This window comes from Pseudomonas sp. ACN5 (assembly GCF_002303975.1).
Classification (GTDB): Bacteria; Pseudomonadota; Gammaproteobacteria; order Pseudomonadales; family Pseudomonadaceae; genus Aquipseudomonas; species Aquipseudomonas laurylsulfatiphila.
Genome location: NZ_MRCP01000013.1, coordinates 89,810 through 105,075, shown reverse-complemented (window position 1 = coordinate 105,075; position 15,266 = coordinate 89,810). Strand labels below are relative to the sequence as shown.

Genomic DNA, 15,266 nt, shown 5'->3' with positions numbered 1-15,266 from the left:
CACAAAGCAGAGCGAGCCTAGCACCTGTTTATTTATACAGTAAAGGTCTTGCTATCATGTCCACCCCTATCATCCCTTGGATGGGCGGCAAACGTCGTCTGGCCGATCGCCTTATTCCGCTGTTTCCCCCGCATGAATGCTACGTCGAAGTCTTTGCCGGCGGCGCGGCGCTGTATTTCATGCGCCCTCAGGCCGCGCCCGTGGAAGTGCTCAACGACATCAATGGCGACCTGGTGACGCTGTATCGCGTCGTACAGAACCACCTCGAAGAGTTCGTGCGCCAGTTCAAATGGGCGCTCAGTTCGCGCCAGGTGTTCGAGTGGCAGAAGATGACCCGCCCGGAAACCCTCACCGACATCCAGCGCGCCGCGCGTTTCTTCTACCTGCAGCACCACGCCTTCGCTGGCAAGGTGTCCGGGCAGACCTTCGGTACCGCCACCACCGGCCCGGCTATCAACCTGCTGCGGATCGAGGAAAACCTCTCAGCTGCGTGGCAACGCCTCTCCGGCACCTACGTGGAAAATCTGCCTTGGCTGGACTGCGCTGAACGTTACGACCGTGCCCATACCTTTCACTACATGGACCCGCCGTACTGGCAAACCGCCGGTTATGGGGTGGACTTCCCGTTCGAGAATTACGAGCGCATGGCTGATTTCATGCGGCGCTGTAAGGGCAGGGTGATGGTCAGTATCAACGACCACCCGGACATCCGGCGGGTGTTCGAGGGCTTTCACTTCGAGACGCTGGATATTCGCTACACCACGACCAACCAACGCCAGGGTAAGACCGAGGTCAGCGGTGAACTGGTGATCATGAACTGGGAACCAGCAGCACTTGGAGGGCTGTTTTAAGGTGACTGATTTCCTCAGGGCGTGAAGCTGCCTGTCAGCAACGGCAGAGTTCGGCCAGAAGGGACAATCGAGCAAAGGAAACTTGGGCTCATTTTCTACTTTGCAGGGCATAGCGTCGCAAGCGGATTTGATGTCTGTGCGCCACTAAAGGCAATATGTGGCGCAATCCGTCAAATCGAACGCTGCAAGGAAGCCCACATGGCCAGGACGATTTACGACAAGACCACCCGCGCGCTGCTCAAAGACATGCTCGTGAGCTGGAACCTCCAAACGGGCCAAGTATTCACGGCTGCTCGCGCGATACAGTGGTTTGCGACGAACTACCCAAAACTCAAGCCAGGCAGCATTCGCGCGCATTTAGTCCAGGCCGCTACGAACGACCCAAGTCGCCTGCACCATCCCTCGACCAATACCACTGACGACATTCTATTCAAGGTGGCTCCCGGCGAGTTTCGACTCTATGAAGCGGGCAAGGATCCGGCGCCCATTCGGGAAATGGTCAAGGGCGATATCGCCGAACAAAATATAGAGGAGGCTGAAAGCGCTCGCGAGTGCACTGACGAAACCAACCTACCTGGCTCCACCGAATTTCTACTGGAGAAAGACCTGCAGCGTTACCTGGCCGAAAACCTCGAATGCATCGAGCCGGGCCTGAAGTTGTACGAAGACGAAGACCTACGCGGCATCGAATATGAAGCGGGTGGAGGTAGACGTATCGACATTCTCGCCGTCGACCGAAATGGTGCGTTCGTTGTGATTGAGCTGAAGGTTTCTCGGGGCTACGACCGCGTAATCGGCCAACTGCTGCGCTATATGAACTGGGTTCGGCGCGATCTCGCGGAGCTAGACCAGAAGGTACGCGGCATCATTGTTTGCCGCAGCATGTCCGAGGATCTGCTTCTGGCCTGCTCGAGCATGAAGGACGTGGAGCTGTTCGAATACAAGCTTTCCGTAGCAGTAACTAAAGTACCGGCTCTGCAGCTACCGGAATGAAGAAGACGGCACGACCAATCCAGCGACACGCATGGAGAGCGAGTGAAACAGAGGGCAGTAAAAACCCCGCCCCGCTTGTTTGCACTTGTCTGTTCTCTCCGATGTGTCTACTTTGGGTTTTCAGCCCTTCGCGACAGGCAGCAATCGGCCAATTGCGGTCACTGCCGCCTTGGATAGGGGGTGGCCACTGCTCAGCCGTTGATGGGATAGTAGAAGATCAAGAAGCTCACAAGTATCAGGACTGCTGCCGGATTCAAAGTCCTCAGGAGAAAACATGCCAACAACACCAAACCCGATTTACTTAGATTGGCAATTTTGGTCCGCAGTCATCGCGATCCTAGCGCTGGTGTTATCCCAGCTTCCTCCGTTGTATTTGTTATTCCGGCCAAGGCGACTTGAGGTTGAAGTACACAGCCGTCTTCAAATTACTCATAAAGTTGGAAACCCAAATGTTGGATTGGTTGTAAGCGTTCGAAACACGGGCGGACGCGAGCTTCGTGTCCGATCATTACAGCTCTCAATTGCTAGGGACGGTGTCTCGCTGGGTACCTTTCCCGTGCAGAACTACTTCGAGACCCCGTCCTCTCAGTCTTCCGTGCTGTTTGTACCTTTTTCATTGAGGCCAGGCGAGGTCTGGGCTCACGGCGCCAATTTTTTGAATTTTTTTGACCGTTCCACAGAAAAGCACGTTCGAGAGAGCGAGGCTGCTTTAGGGATAGATATTCGGAAAAAATTTCAAGCCCGCCCTGAAGGGGATGAACAAGCCGTAATAGCAGAACCAGAGCTAGTAAAACCGTTCCTGGACTTGTTTCATCGTCTCTTCATGTGGACCCCGGGCGAATACGTCATTGATTTGAGTGTGGTTGCAGAACCAGGGACCGCATCATTCAGTAGAAGGTATAGATTTACGTTGTATGAATCTGATTCGACAGAACTTAGATCTCATACTGAAGATTATAAGTTCGGTGGCGGGCTTTCTTACAATGTTGATCGCCACGCAGGCGTCTTTGTGCCAATATTGCAACATAGCTAACATGCCTGTTAGCGTGAATGCCTTTGGCAGCTCTTGAGGTCGGACGCCCAAAGCCCGCTTGGGGTCGATCTCTGCCTCTCTCCATAGGAAGAGGCCGGTCAATGGCGGCCCCACGTGGAGTCTACAAAACCAGGGGCAATCGTCACTTTCTATTGCAGAAAAGCTCCTCAAGTGCATTCTATGGAATTGCTACAGAAGTTAAATCGTCGCCATGGCTTGATGCTTGTATCGCAAACACCTAACAATTTTATCTATAGTATTTACATTCTAAGATCTGCCCACGGCGTCTCTTCCACAGAAAATTCGATTCCGCCGCCAACGCCTTTAATGTTCAATTCGAATTCGTCATTTATGAATTCCTCTACATCAGCTTCAAATGACAGATCTAACTCTACAGAAAATTCCTTTTCTTCTATCTCCTGACGCTCGGTGGTGTCAAATGTGTAAATTACACCATCTTCTTTATCATAATGGCCGTTTGCATAGTCCGGCCCGCTAACATTTACAAGGAATTTCACGTCAATGTCGAATGTAATTTGGCAGCTCTCATCATCCAAATGGATAATTTCAGGCTCAAATTCTCCAACTTCAATCACGTCAAAATCACCAAGCTCTGCATCTTGCCATGTCGATGAATTGTACGCCTCTGCTTGATCTAATTGCTCTTTTATTTTCTGCTTGATTTCTTCTTTCTTTCTAAGCAGAAACTCCTCGACAAACTGAGCTCTCTGGTTGTTATGTTTTATATAGATATCTAGTAATGCACTGAGCGTATCGACGCTGATGAATCTTTCATTTGCTTCACAAAAAGACTTATGATCCGGGTCAGCAGAAATCACGTACACTTTTTCTTGTTCTTTCAATGCAGAGCGAATCGCTAGCAATGAAAAGGCATCGCGAAATTCATTGGGTTTTTTTGGGCTGAAAGGGCTTTCCTGATTAAAAAACATGCCTATGATTTCGTTGCCATCTACATCGCTCATATCCACAATAGTGGCATTAGACGCATCGATAAAATCATCAAACGTTTTCAGCGCTTTCGTTTCTAAATCTTCTTCATTTATCTCAACAAAAAGACTCTGAATGCTTTCATCATCATACTCCTTGAGAACAGCAGCCTTTCTTCTGAAGTTATTGATTCCCCTCAATGCATCTTTGATATGCTCAACAACTTTCCTCTTTACCTCATTCACAACGATTGTGCTGGTAATATGGTTTAGCTCGTTTTCGCCACACAAATCCTCGAAAGCCTTAATCGTTCTCGAATGAAAATCAAGATTAGCTTTGATAAAAAACTCTGTATCAATGAAAACGTTTCGCGTGACCAGCGGCATTTTCCCTATACTCCTGATTTATTTAGTTCTTTTTTTCGCAGACCGATACACTGATGAAGAATTTTTGATAATTAAGCTGATAAGGTTAGCAGAATATCCCCACCGCAGACGTAGATGATCTTCATATCAAGAGCTTTGTGAATCGCCCCTCTTTTCGTAGGCACCTCCGCCTCCAGGTCTGCATAGAACTGCGGCTGATCGCCCGCTGTGGGTCAGAAGCGGACCGTCCGCCAGAGAGGAGGACCGCCCTGCCGTTGCTTAAACCTTATTTCCCATCTTATGCACATTCACGAATGGCCTACTGACTACTTACATGCAGACAATTTTCTAACTTTAGCCCAATGAATCAACGTAACGGCTCCGGAATAGGTAATTCTTCGCAGTTAAAGTCCTGATCGCCCCACGACGAGCAAGGTTAGATTCAGCCGGAATCACTATGAAAAAAGGTCCTGCATAGCTTTATCAATTTCTTGATAATCCATACGATCCAGAGGACTGGATTCGTGGGTGAGTTGTACATGAGGCCAATCTTTAAATTTTTTCCAGAACCCTCCTGCATCAAGCCCTATATTCGCTGCTTGTGCGGCCAGTTCCTGATAGCCATTTTTTCCATTAATAAGTTTTTGTATTGACCATACGGCCTCGCCTTCGACCAGCCAGAAAAAATCTATAGCTTCTCCCCATTGATGCCAAGACAGACCTGGTACAGCGTTCGTCACATTTTTCCCGTTTTGTGGGCCCACCGATTCGATGCAATGGGCTAGAAAATGAGCCTCCTGTTTTTTCAAAAAATTTATTCTTTTTATAATTTCTTCAATTGACCTTGATTGACGCCATAGTCGGCCTTGCTCGAAAGGATCGCGCAGGCCAGTGTTGGGTCGCATGTCTACTCCGCTTACAGAGCATGCCTCAACTAGTTCCAATACCTTGATTTTCAGTGCCGGTTTTAGTTTATTTAAATCGGCAGCCATACCAACCTCCGTGATCGTAAAAAACAGAACATCTATAATTGTATATCTCTTCTCACTAACGCTCCTCTGTATCGTTTTCCAGAAGCCAGATGTGGCTTGAGCTTTCCAGCATCGACACATGCAAAGCCTTTTGCTTGTCCAGTAATTTGTACCCAGCATGAGCTTATATGCTCGAACCTCACTACTAAGTCATGCAGTCAAATATTCTTTGAGATTGCTGGTGTCCCTCCGGCATACTATCACCGCCAGAAAATCGTCACTTTTGACTTGTTCTGGTTATTCCGAGCGAATTACTTGTTCTATCCGAGTCCCTCCCCCTAAACCTCTATCATCAAATAAACGTTCGTTTACTCGTGGTCTAATTTCTCCTGAGAAAGACCCTCCTCCTGAGTTCTTTTGAAGCTCCTTATCTAGCGTAACACTACTTCTTGATGTGAACCCGGCAATTCCACCAGCGCGCGCTTCCTCTTTTTGGGACACCAAAGCTTTGGAAAGAGCACTTTCCAAGAAGCTTAGAAAGTTGTCAACTTTAGAGCACGAATCTGAAGACTCTCTAATATATTTCATTGAAGAAATACTAGTTTCAAGCATTGGAACTATTGAGTCTACCGCCGCAAACTTCGTTATATCGTAGGCGCGGGTGTAAATCTGTTTTACAACAACCTCAGCTATTCCGCATGGTATCTTCTGCACTGTAGGAATCGGAGGTTTATCTCCTCCAATAGCAGAGAAGCTGAGCGCAAACAGGAAGCACGTGTAGAGAATTATTGCTGCTTTGGTAATTGCATTTTTCATTTCTCTCCCTCCGAGTCTGTATTGATATTGCTTTTTTCTACCGCGTCGGGTGAGGGAAGACCAAATGGTACTGCAGTTTTCTGTTGATCGACTGTTGCTGGGGCTGTGAAAGTCGTTTTGATAGTCTCGGTGGGAGTGTAGGTGTGTCTGTTGGGGGTTAGTACGGCCGTCATAATTATCGCGGCTCCGACAACCACGCCAAATATCCCTGGCGAATATGCCGTTAGAGCTACTTTTGCCTGTCCACCTGTCGTATCCTTGTTCGATGCAACTAATTGATTGGCTTTTTCATGCGAAAAAAAAGAAATAGCCATGCCAGCAAATGAAATTGCTGTACCAGCCAAAATCGCAAGAGTTTTTATCAACGATGAATTGACCAAGCTCAAACCAGCAAAAATAAAGAGCGGTCCCTGATTTGAGCTTGCAATAATAACATCCATCGACCGCGCTGAATTATTCCAAACAGTCCACAGCAAAAAACACATTGTCACAAACAAGAAAACTACAGCGGTAAACCAAACAAACTGCTGCCATGTCTCGGTAGGTTTTTTACGAGAAACGTTCGAATCTACTTCTTCCGTAGCTTCTTGAGCAGTCATTGGCTCCCATCCTAAAAAGTTTGTAAGAACGCCTTATTTCTGTGTAGTCCCTCTTTGACAAGATGTCAAAATTATCATGCTAATCTCCTCATTTCATGCTATTACGCAAATTTCAGGTCAGCTGATGAGCCAAGCTGGCAGATTTTAGGTAGCAACGCAGACGTCAAAACGGCGCGTGCTTTTTCACACAGGCCTAAAATACAGCTGTGCTCTTCCTACCTGATTACCTTGATTTAGTTGCGACACATAGGATCTCTATCAGATCGAAACAGCTATCCTCATCTAGAGTCGATCTAGATACGCAACAAAAAGACCTCTGCGACTGCCGAGCCTTGCACAATCATTGGCCCTAGGGGGGGAGATTGTTCGCTCTATAAAATCATCCAATTTAGGGCTGTGCAGAATGGCGAGTAGTGTCCTCTTGTGCTGGATAAGTGGTTGGTTTAGCGAGCAATTTGTTAGTCGGGTCATTTAATGCAGGCTGTCGACTGGAAGATGGAATGGCCATGGGCTATCGTTGAGATGATTCTCCAGTCAGCATTGCTTCTCGAGTACTTATATCAAAAATAACTTTTCTTCTAAAATTGAATGGTGCGGTTATGAAAATATCAAACCATATGCTTGTGGGATTACCTGAGGAAAAAATTTCGTACATTGCAAGTCCGAACTTCTCCCTCGAAATTTCACCCATCTATCTGATAATGCACTATACCGCGGGCACTACACTGTCTGGTGCCGTCTCATGGTTCCAAAATCCGGATGCACAGGCGTCAGCCCATATTGTTATTGATCGCGATGGGACAATCGTACAAATGGTCTCTTTCAATCGCCGTGCCTGGCACGCAGGGAAAAGCAAGTGGGGTAGCCTCGAAAGCATGAATAATTACTCTATTGGAATTGAGCTAGTTAATGCAGGGAAACTCAGGAGAAACCCAGCTGGGCAGTGGGTGAATTGGGCAAAAACTGTAATTCCTGATGATGAGGTATCAGTTGCTACGCACAAAGCCGAAACAGGGGAGACGGGCTGGCATGAATATTCGAATGAACAAATTAATATGGCTATCGATGTTGGCGTGCTGTTGCACAATAAGTATAACTTCACTGATGTCCTTGGCCATGATGATGTGAGTCCTGGTCGCAAGGTTGATCCCGGCCCACTATTCCCAATTGATAGTTTTCGTTCAGTCATTCTCGGGCGAGCATAGGTATTCTAAGCAAGTCCTGATTGCTCTGGTGAGGATCTTAAAGGTACATGTTGGCAGTAAGAGCAATACTCCCAAGTGTGCTTATATAGTAAAGGATGATTATGATGAAGCTACTCAGAATGATCGTTATTGCGCCAGTGTTGGCGTTTGTTGGCTGTACAGGCATTACAGTTCCCAAAGCTGCTTTCGACGGTTCGATTGAAAACTCAAAGGCGCGAATGATTCCTACTGAAATTCCAATGCCCGTAACAACGATTCAAATATATGATGCCAAACAAAAGAAACGTGTTGAAGAGGACGTGCTATCTTTGAAGCCTGCGGTAATCCGAAGTCGACTAACGAGCACTGAAACACTTATTAGTGTCGAAAAGCGTGATACCTCTGGCTCATTTACTTACTTAGGGTCTGGTGGCAAAGTTGCAAAAGGTAGTTATAAGGTCACATTTGACTATGCCAATTATACGAATCACAATATTATGTTCAATGACAATAAACAGGCGATTGGGCGTATTGGTGTAGGTCTTCGTATAACTGCACTTCTGGAAACCACTGAAAACGGTGTTGATTTGAGTGGGTTGATTCCTATCGGATTAGCCGCTCAAGATCGAAAAATAAGTGGACAGCTTTCTTTTCTTGTGTACGGAATGAGTAACGACAAGGTGAGCCTGGCAGTTCCATCGCAGGCGATTCTTGATGTAAGCGCAATCCAAAAATCTTTTGAGGCAGCAGCGACGGTTCGGATACTTTTCGGATTGGAGGATACCTATCTTGAGCCGTACCTGATAGGTGTAGCAGATATTGCGCCCGCTGATGCGAAGAGGGCGATTGAAGCGGCCACGCAACAGCTAGTTAAATAACTTTTATTTTAAACAACAATAATCATGCTGCCAATTCGGATGCTCAGATCGAAGGCATGCAGAAGGCACCAGTGATGCTTATTAGATTTATTGTCCTAGATGTTTTTTGGATGAGTTTTAGCCTCGATAATTTGGGTTTGGTTTCTATATGATTTTTTTTGCTGTGCCTGATCCATCATAATAGAAGGTAGATAGCTGCTAGCTAGAAAACATCGTTTTTTGTAAAGCACAACTATCGGCCAATTGCTACTTTTCGTGAAGGGCTGCAAACGAAACAAACCGGCCTGTCGCTTGGTATCATATTGCTGGCTGTTCACCCTTTACTGCGTCGAGACAGCGGCAAGAGAATCTGCTGCTACATTATTGTTGAGTCTGATGAAAATGAGATTATGACAACCGTTTGTGGAGACGCCTTGAAGGGGAAAGGATTCGAAACGAGTAAACGGAAGGCAGATCATTTCGTAGGGGAGTGAGGCTATGCATGGGCGCGTTCTTAAAATCACTGTTGTATCTGCGTATTTTATAGTTTTTTTCGTTACTGGAGTTTTAACTCTTTATGTGGGAAATCTACCTGCTAATGAGGTATCACTAATTGTTGAGCCATTTCATAATGTTGTATTTTCCTGGCATCTTGCATGCTGGATGGTATTGGGGATGATTGCGAATTATTTGTGGGATCTTTTTGGCGAAAAAAAAGGTTTTGCAGATATTTCTTTGCCTGCGCTTTTGATACCAATACTTGTTTCGCCAATTGTTTTTTTTGCCATATGGTCGCTTGTGCAGAAGGACTCGAGTGGAATGGCAAAAATTGACTTGATATGGCCTTTAATCGCTTTTCAGAACGGCTTTTTTTGGCAGGTTATCTTTAGTAAGGCTGCGCCAAAATAAAGATGAACTTGGAGATAGGGTCCGCTTATGACTATGAGTCTCGTGTCGAAGATCGTTTATTGGACACCTTCGACTGACAGCTTTTGGCCGATCGTTGTCTGCTCTGAAGGGCAATTTCTGTCCGAATACTGTCACTCCGGCGCCATCATCACCGCGAGCGTCATCTTGACGAACTCTTCATTCTTGTCGATGGCTTCTAGGGCGGCACGCACGTTGTCGGCAACATCGGCCGCTCCACGCTGCTCGACCCAGTTGGTGAGTTCCATGATGGCGGCTTCCAGGGCGAGCTGGTTTTCGTTGATCTTGAACAGCAGGGAAGGGAGCAGGTCTGAGTTTGGCATCGAGAATCCTCGGTTATGAGGTCAGCGTAGCACTGCGTTTCATGAAGGATTTTTAACCGTTGGCAGGACGCTGGGAGAGGGAAAATCAGGAAAGTTTTGTAACGGTTACCAAATAGTTTTGTAACGACCTCCAGAGGCTGCACCGATTCACAGGCTCCAGAAACGACAAAGCCCTGAATAATCAGGGCTTTGTCGTATAAAGATGGCGGAGGCGATGGGATTCGAACTCATGGACCTGTTACAGTCGACGGTTTTCAAGACCGTTGCCTTAAACCACTCGGCCACACCTCCGTTTGCGTTGCGGGCGCCATAATACCTGAATGAAACACACTGTCAAACTCTCTGCATAGCTAGTTACAGAGTGTCTGTTATGATCTTTGCGACTGAACGTTTCAAACCAACAGGAGTGTCGCCATGCGCGAACAGGATTACGCAGTTAATAACAGCGTGCAGGCTGAGCAGCTAGAGGTTAGCCGCGTCCTGCGCAACACATACGGCTTGCTCGCCCTGACCCTCGCATTCAGTGGTGTGATGGCCTACGTTGCCCAGCAGATGCGTGTTGGCTACCCGAATATCTTCGTGGTGCTGATCGGCTTCTACGGTCTTTTCTTCCTCACCAACAAACTCCGTGATTCCGCCTGGGGCCTGGTGTCGGCATTTGCCCTGACCGGTTTCATGGGTTTCCTGCTTGGTCCGATCCTCAACCGTTACCTGGGTATGCAGGGCGGCGCTGAAGTGGTCAGCTCGGCCTTCGCGATGACCGCGCTGGTGTTCGGTGGCCTGTCGGCCTATGTGCTGATTACCCGCAAGGACATGAGCTTCCTCGGCGGTTTCATCACGGCAGGTTTCTTTGTGCTGCTGGGTGCGACGCTGGCGAGCCTGTTCTTCCAGATCAGCGGTCTGCAACTGGCGATCAGCGCAGGTTTCGTGCTGTTCTCCTCGGTCTGCATTCTGTTCCAGACCAGCGCCATCATTCACGGCGGCGAGCGCAACTACATCATGGCCACCATCAGCCTGTATGTATCGATCTACAACCTGTTCGTCAGCCTGTTGCAGCTGTTCGGCATCATGAGCCGTGATGACTGATCGTCGGCCTTGAAGTAAAAAACCCGCTCAGGCGGGTTTTTTATTGCCTGGAAACCAGGGTTACTCGGTAATGACAATGCTGCCGTCAGCTTGCTGGCGGTAGAGGGTGTAGGGCAGCAGCAAGGTATCCATCGCGCCGGACACGACCGCATCGAGTAACACGATGGCGGGGGCGGGGCCATGTATCTGTGCATCCTGACCCTCTTCGAGGGGCGCGTTCAGCATGCAAAAGTCGTAGGTCACGCCGCTGTAGATTCGCGGTACCGCGCCGCAGTAACTCTTTTGTTCCTTGAGACTTTTCGAGGCCACTTCGTCACTGCGCACAACCGTCTGAATCGTGCCGCAACCCGCAAGCATCATAGCCACCAGCAGCATTGCCTGAGTTTTCATACCGTCAATCCTTCGCCGGAAACCATCAATCTACTGCAGCCAGAAATAAATATCACTCACGCCATGGGCGGCAACCGGCGCTTGACCGGGGTTTTCTTGACGATGGCCGTATTGGTTTCAGCGTGGGTGTTGAGGCGGTCGAGCAGGGTGTCCAGCTGTTCCATCGAGCGCACATGCAGGCGCGCGATGAAACAGTCGTCGCCGGTCACCTTGTCGCACTCGGTGAATTCGGCAATGGCCATTATTTGCCGCTCCACCTCTTGCAACTGGCCCGGCAACGGGCGAATACGCACGATGGCCTGGAGTTGGTAACCGAAGCTTTTCGGGTCGATTTCAACGGTGTAGCCCTTGAGCACGCCACGCTCTTCCAGGCGGCGCAGGCGCTCGGCGACGCTGGGGGAGGACAGGCCGCTGATTTGCGCCAGGGCCTTGAGCGAGCGTCGCGAGTCTTGCATCAGGGCCGTGATCAGCACCTGGTCGATATCGTCGGTCATGGCGAAACCTTCTGTTAGGCATTTTTTTGAAACTGCCTTCATAAAAAAGGCCGATTCAGAGTTTAGCCTGCTTTCTGCTATGGAGTAGCCCCCGGGTGCATTGGCATACTTTGGCCACAAACACAGGAGTCTGATGATGGACAAAACCCTACGCCGCGGTTCGTTCGAAATGACGGCCGCCATGCTGATCTCCGGCACCATCGGTTGGTTCGTGCTGGTGTCCGGGCAACCGGTGCTGGATGTGGTGTTCTGGCGCTGCCTGTTCGGTGCCGGCACCTTGCTGTTGATTTGCGCAGCTTTCGGCTTTCTGCGCCCCGGCATTTTGACTCGCACGACCTTCCTGCTGGCGGTGCTCAGCGGTGTCGCGATTGTCGGTAACTGGGTGTTGTTGTTCGCATCCTATTCCCGGGCGTCAATTGCCATCGGCACCGCCGTTTATAACGTCCAGCCGTTCATGCTGGTTGGGCTGGCGGCGCTGTTTCTCAACGAAAAGATCACCGCGCAGAAACTTGCCTGGCTGGGCGTGTCGTTTCTCGGGATGCTGGCCATCGTCAGTGCCCATGGCAGCCAGGGCGAGAGCGGCAGCGATTACCTGACAGGCATTGCCCTGGCATTGGGTGCAGCGTTTCTCTATGCGATTGCCGCGCTGATCATCAAGCGTTTGACGGGTACGCCACCGCACTTGATTGCGCTGATCCAGGTCAGCACCGGCGTGTTGTTGCTCGCGCCATTGGCGAATCTTTCGACACTGCCGCAGGCGCCGAGCGCATGGGCCAGCCTGGTGACACTGGGCATGGTGCACACGGGTGTGATGTATGTGTTGCTGTACGGCGCCATTCAAAAACTGCCGACTGCGCTGACGGGGGCGCTGTCCTTCATTTACCCGATTGCGGCGATTTTCGTCGACTGGTTTGCCTTCGGTCATCGTCTGGAACCGCTGCAGTGGATCGGCGTCGCGGCGATTCTGCTGGCCGCTGCCGGCATGCAACAAGGCTGGTCGCTGAAGTTTCGGCGCACGGTGACGCCGTAACCCGCGTCGCCCGCGTCAGATGTTCCAGCGCGGGGCATTCCTGGCCAGGCGCTGGCGCATCTCGCCGATGTTGGCGGCCAGTTGCCGGGTCAGCAGGCGATAGCCGTCCAGTGTGTTGTAGACCGGTGCATCGAGACTGACCAGCGGCACCTCCATGGGTCGATCGAGGCGCTGGGTGGCGCCTGATTTCAACGCCCGGGCCATGCCGATCAATTGCACGCGGATCTGTCGTCGCCAGCAAGCCGAGTGACACCCGCACCGCGTGGATCACCCGGGCATGGCGGTAGCGCCGGTACGGGTCCAGCAACGGACGCAGCAATCGGCGCAGCAGCGGTGGCAGTCGATCGGCTCTGGATGTACTCAGGCTGGCTCTCCTCAGAAGATGTAGTCGGTGGTCAGGAAGCTCGAACTGCGACCACTGATGATCTCGCTGATCAGGTCCTTGTTGGTCTCCTGGAACTTGGTGGCCACCAGCGTGCGGATCGAAAACACCCGCAGTGCGTCATGCACCGACAGGGTGCCTTCGGCCGAGTTCTTGCGACCATTGAAGGGGTAGGTGTCCGGGCCGCGCTGGCATTGGGCATTGAGGTTGATGCGCCCGACCTGGTTGGCAAAGGTGTCCACCAGCCGGCCGACCGCCACCGGATTGGTGCCGAAGATGCTCAACTGCTGGCCGAAGTCCGACTCCAGCACGTAGTCGATCACGGTATCCAGGTGGCGGTACGGCACGATGGGGATGACCGGGCCGAACTGTTCTTCCTGGTAAACCCGCATCTGCGGCGTAACCGGGTACAGCACCGCCGGGTAGAAGAACGACGCACGGGCCTCGCCGCCGTTGGGGTTGACCACCCTGGCGCCTTTGCTCTCGGCATCCGCCACCAGTGCATGCAGATAGTCGACCTTGCCCGATTCCGGCAGGGGCGTCAGGGCTACGCCACTGTCCCAGGGCATGCCGGGCTTGAGGTTGGCGAGCCTGGCATTGAATTTGTCGATGAAGGACTCGACCACGTCTTCGTGGACAAACAGGATCTTCAGGGCGGTGCAGCGCTGGCCATTGAAGGACAGCGAGCCGGTCACCGCTTCACTGACCGCATTGTCCAGATCCACTTCCGGCAGGACGATGCCCGGGTTCTTCGCATCCAGGCCTAGCGCCGCGCGCAAGCGGTGGGGTTTGGGGTGGAGTTTTTTCAGGTCGCTGGCGGCCTTGTTGGTGCCGATGAAGGCGAAGATGTCGATCTTGCCGCTGGCCATCAGCGCACTGACCGTCTCGCGGCCACTGCCATAGATGACGTTGATCACCCCGGCCGGGAAGCTGTCGCGGAAGGCTTCCAGCAGCGGGCGAATCAGCAGCACGCCGAGTTTCGCCGGTTTGAACACCACGGTGTTGCCCATGATCAGTGCCGGGATCAGCGTGGTGAAGGTTTCGTTCAACGGATAGTTGTAAGGCCCCATGCACAGGGCGACGCCCAGCGGCACACGGCGGATCTGGCCGAGGGTGTCCTGTTCGAGTTCAAAACGGCTGGAGCGGCGATCGAGCTCTTTGAGCGCGTTGATGGTGTCGACGATGTAGTCGCAGGTGCGGTCGAACTCCTTTTCCGAGTCCTTGAGGTTCTTGCCGATTTCCCACATCAGCAACTTGACCACGGCGTCGCGCTGCTCGCGCATGCGCCCGAGGAAGGTTTCGACGTGCTGGATGCGCTCGGCCACGCGCATGGTCGGCCACAATCCCTGGCCGCGGTCGTAGGCGCGCACGGCTGCGTCGAGGGCGGTCAATGCGGTATCGGCATCGAGCAGCGGCGTGCTGCCGAGTATCACTTGTTCGTCGCCATCGGCACCCGTCAGGTATACCGGGCTGCGGACCTGGGCCAGTGGCCCGTTCCAGGTTTTCAGTACGCCATCGACCAGGTACTCACGCTGTTCGGTCTGGCCGTCAAGGCGATACTTTTCCGGGACGTCGGCGGGGCTCGGGAACAGGTTCTGGAGAATATTGGCTGTGGTCATGTCGTTACCCCTCTGGATTGGGTGATGCACTGATGAATCGTTTTAGCAGACCTCAGCAACCCTTGTCATGACTCATCTCAGCGTTTTGCCGTTCGCGGGTTTATCGGTGCCCTGCGTCATGGCCTCAGAAGTGCCCCTTGTTGGCCCCCAATGCCCTCAACCCGCCCGCCTGGCATTGGTAGGGGCTTTTGTGGTGGGCGGACTTCTGTGGTGAGTGGGCTTCTGTGGCGAGGGGGCTTGCCCCCGTTGGAGCGCGCAGCGCTCCCCTGCATTTCCAGTCATACCGAAGCGGCAGGTTTTGGGGCTGCTTCGCAGCCCAATGGGGGCAAGCCCCCTCGCCACAGAAGCCACTTGCCATATTAGTCCACTTACCACCGAAGCCCCTTTGCCACAGGTTC

General features: G+C 51.3%; 16 protein-coding genes, 1 tRNA gene and 1 pseudogene. 8 read left to right on the top strand and 10 right to left on the bottom strand.

What is annotated here, in order from left to right; genetic code table 11:
• The first annotated feature begins 56 nt into the window (after nucleotides 1-56).
• The 3 genes from BSF40_RS22755 to BSF40_RS22745 all read left to right on the top strand — a co-directional run bounded on the left by BSF40_RS22755 (nucleotide 57) and on the right by BSF40_RS22745 (nucleotide 2,877).
• Nucleotides 57-851: a DNA adenine methylase gene (locus tag BSF40_RS22755; RefSeq protein WP_095966846.1), complete on the top strand. Its 795-nt coding sequence runs from the start codon at nucleotides 57-59 to the stop codon at nucleotides 849-851.
• Between the two features lie 198 nt (nucleotides 852-1,049).
• Nucleotides 1,050-1,844 carry an endonuclease NucS domain-containing protein gene (locus BSF40_RS22750; protein ID WP_095966845.1) on the top strand — a complete coding sequence of 265 codons (795 nt, stop codon included), beginning with the start codon at nucleotides 1,050-1,052 and terminating at the stop codon, nucleotides 1,842-1,844.
• Between the two features lie 274 nt (nucleotides 1,845-2,118).
• Nucleotides 2,119-2,877: a hypothetical protein gene (locus BSF40_RS22745; RefSeq protein WP_095966844.1), complete on the top strand. Its 759-nt coding sequence runs from the start codon at nucleotides 2,119-2,121 to the stop codon at nucleotides 2,875-2,877.
• 260 nt (nucleotides 2,878-3,137) lie between these two features.
• Here BSF40_RS22745 and BSF40_RS22740 read toward each other — a convergent pair whose 3' ends face one another.
• From BSF40_RS22740 to BSF40_RS32190, 4 genes are all read right to left on the bottom strand, one after another.
• Nucleotides 3,138-4,211 carry a PIN domain-containing protein gene (locus tag BSF40_RS22740; RefSeq protein ID WP_095966843.1) on the bottom strand — a complete coding sequence of 358 codons (1,074 nt, stop codon included), beginning with the start codon at nucleotides 4,209-4,211 and terminating at the stop codon, nucleotides 3,138-3,140.
• Nucleotides 4,212-4,645: 434 nt separating this feature from the next.
• A complete protein-coding gene (locus BSF40_RS22735) occupies nucleotides 4,646-5,182 on the bottom strand; it encodes a M15 family metallopeptidase (RefSeq protein ID WP_172435739.1) in 537 nt (178 codons plus the stop codon).
• Between the two features lie 276 nt (nucleotides 5,183-5,458).
• Nucleotides 5,459-5,977, bottom strand: coding sequence for a hypothetical protein (locus BSF40_RS32195; RefSeq protein ID WP_141249787.1), 519 nt, complete (start codon nucleotides 5,975-5,977; stop codon nucleotides 5,459-5,461).
• Nucleotides 5,974-6,576 carry a hypothetical protein gene (locus BSF40_RS32190; protein ID WP_141249786.1) on the bottom strand — a complete coding sequence of 201 codons (603 nt, stop codon included), beginning with the start codon at nucleotides 6,574-6,576 and terminating at the stop codon, nucleotides 5,974-5,976. The genes BSF40_RS32195 and BSF40_RS32190 overlap by 4 nt, the downstream gene beginning before the upstream one ends.
• Nucleotides 6,577-7,175: 599 nt before the next feature.
• Here BSF40_RS32190 and BSF40_RS22730 point away from each other — a divergent pair.
• From BSF40_RS22730 to BSF40_RS32185, 3 genes are all read left to right on the top strand, one after another.
• Nucleotides 7,176-7,781 carry an N-acetylmuramoyl-L-alanine amidase gene (locus BSF40_RS22730; RefSeq protein ID WP_095966841.1) on the top strand — a complete coding sequence of 202 codons (606 nt, stop codon included), beginning with the start codon at nucleotides 7,176-7,178 and terminating at the stop codon, nucleotides 7,779-7,781.
• Between the two features lie 101 nt (nucleotides 7,782-7,882).
• Nucleotides 7,883-8,638, top strand: a complete 756-nt coding sequence (locus BSF40_RS22725; protein WP_172435738.1) for a hypothetical protein — start codon at nucleotides 7,883-7,885, stop codon at nucleotides 8,636-8,638.
• A 477-nt stretch (nucleotides 8,639-9,115) separates the two neighbouring features.
• Complete coding sequence (locus tag BSF40_RS32185) at nucleotides 9,116-9,526, top strand: hypothetical protein (RefSeq protein ID WP_141249785.1); 411 nt, start codon at nucleotides 9,116-9,118, stop codon at nucleotides 9,524-9,526.
• A 131-nt stretch (nucleotides 9,527-9,657) separates the two neighbouring features.
• Here the strand turns inward: BSF40_RS32185 and BSF40_RS22715 are convergent, their stop codons facing one another.
• The gene (locus tag BSF40_RS22715; RefSeq protein WP_095966838.1) at nucleotides 9,658-9,867 is read right to left on the bottom strand and encodes a hypothetical protein; all 210 of its coding nucleotides are present in this window, start codon (nucleotides 9,865-9,867) and stop codon (nucleotides 9,658-9,660) included.
• A gap of 203 nt (nucleotides 9,868-10,070) precedes the next feature.
• Nucleotides 10,071-10,158 (bottom strand) — tRNA-Ser (locus tag BSF40_RS22710).
• 123 nt (nucleotides 10,159-10,281) lie between these two features.
• On the opposite strand from BSF40_RS22710, the gene BSF40_RS22705 reads away from it, so the two are divergent.
• The gene (locus BSF40_RS22705; RefSeq protein WP_015094846.1) at nucleotides 10,282-10,953 is read left to right on the top strand and encodes a Bax inhibitor-1/YccA family protein; all 672 of its coding nucleotides are present in this window, start codon (nucleotides 10,282-10,284) and stop codon (nucleotides 10,951-10,953) included.
• A gap of 60 nt (nucleotides 10,954-11,013) precedes the next feature.
• Here BSF40_RS22705 and BSF40_RS22700 read toward each other — a convergent pair whose 3' ends face one another.
• Together BSF40_RS22700 and BSF40_RS22695 are read right to left on the bottom strand one after the other, a co-directional pair.
• A complete protein-coding gene (locus BSF40_RS22700; RefSeq protein ID WP_095966837.1) occupies nucleotides 11,014-11,343 on the bottom strand; it encodes a YceK/YidQ family lipoprotein in 330 nt (109 codons plus the stop codon).
• A 56-nt stretch (nucleotides 11,344-11,399) separates the two neighbouring features.
• On the bottom strand, nucleotides 11,400-11,837 hold the full coding sequence (locus BSF40_RS22695; RefSeq protein ID WP_095966836.1) for an Lrp/AsnC family transcriptional regulator: 438 nt from the start codon (nucleotides 11,835-11,837) through the stop codon (nucleotides 11,400-11,402).
• Nucleotides 11,838-11,973: 136 nt separating this feature from the next.
• On the opposite strand from BSF40_RS22695, the gene BSF40_RS22690 reads away from it, so the two are divergent.
• A complete protein-coding gene (locus BSF40_RS22690) occupies nucleotides 11,974-12,867 on the top strand; it encodes a DMT family transporter (RefSeq protein WP_095966835.1) in 894 nt (297 codons plus the stop codon).
• A 15-nt stretch (nucleotides 12,868-12,882) separates the two neighbouring features.
• Here BSF40_RS22690 and BSF40_RS22685 read toward each other — a convergent pair.
• A pseudogene (locus BSF40_RS22685) lies at nucleotides 12,883-13,098 on the bottom strand (FUSC family protein); the annotation flags it as partial.
• Nucleotides 13,099-13,242: 144 nt separating this feature from the next.
• The gene (locus BSF40_RS22680) at nucleotides 13,243-14,868 is read right to left on the bottom strand and encodes an NADP-dependent glyceraldehyde-3-phosphate dehydrogenase (protein ID WP_095966834.1); all 1,626 of its coding nucleotides are present in this window, start codon (nucleotides 14,866-14,868) and stop codon (nucleotides 13,243-13,245) included.
• Nucleotides 14,869-15,266 lie beyond the last annotated feature (398 nt).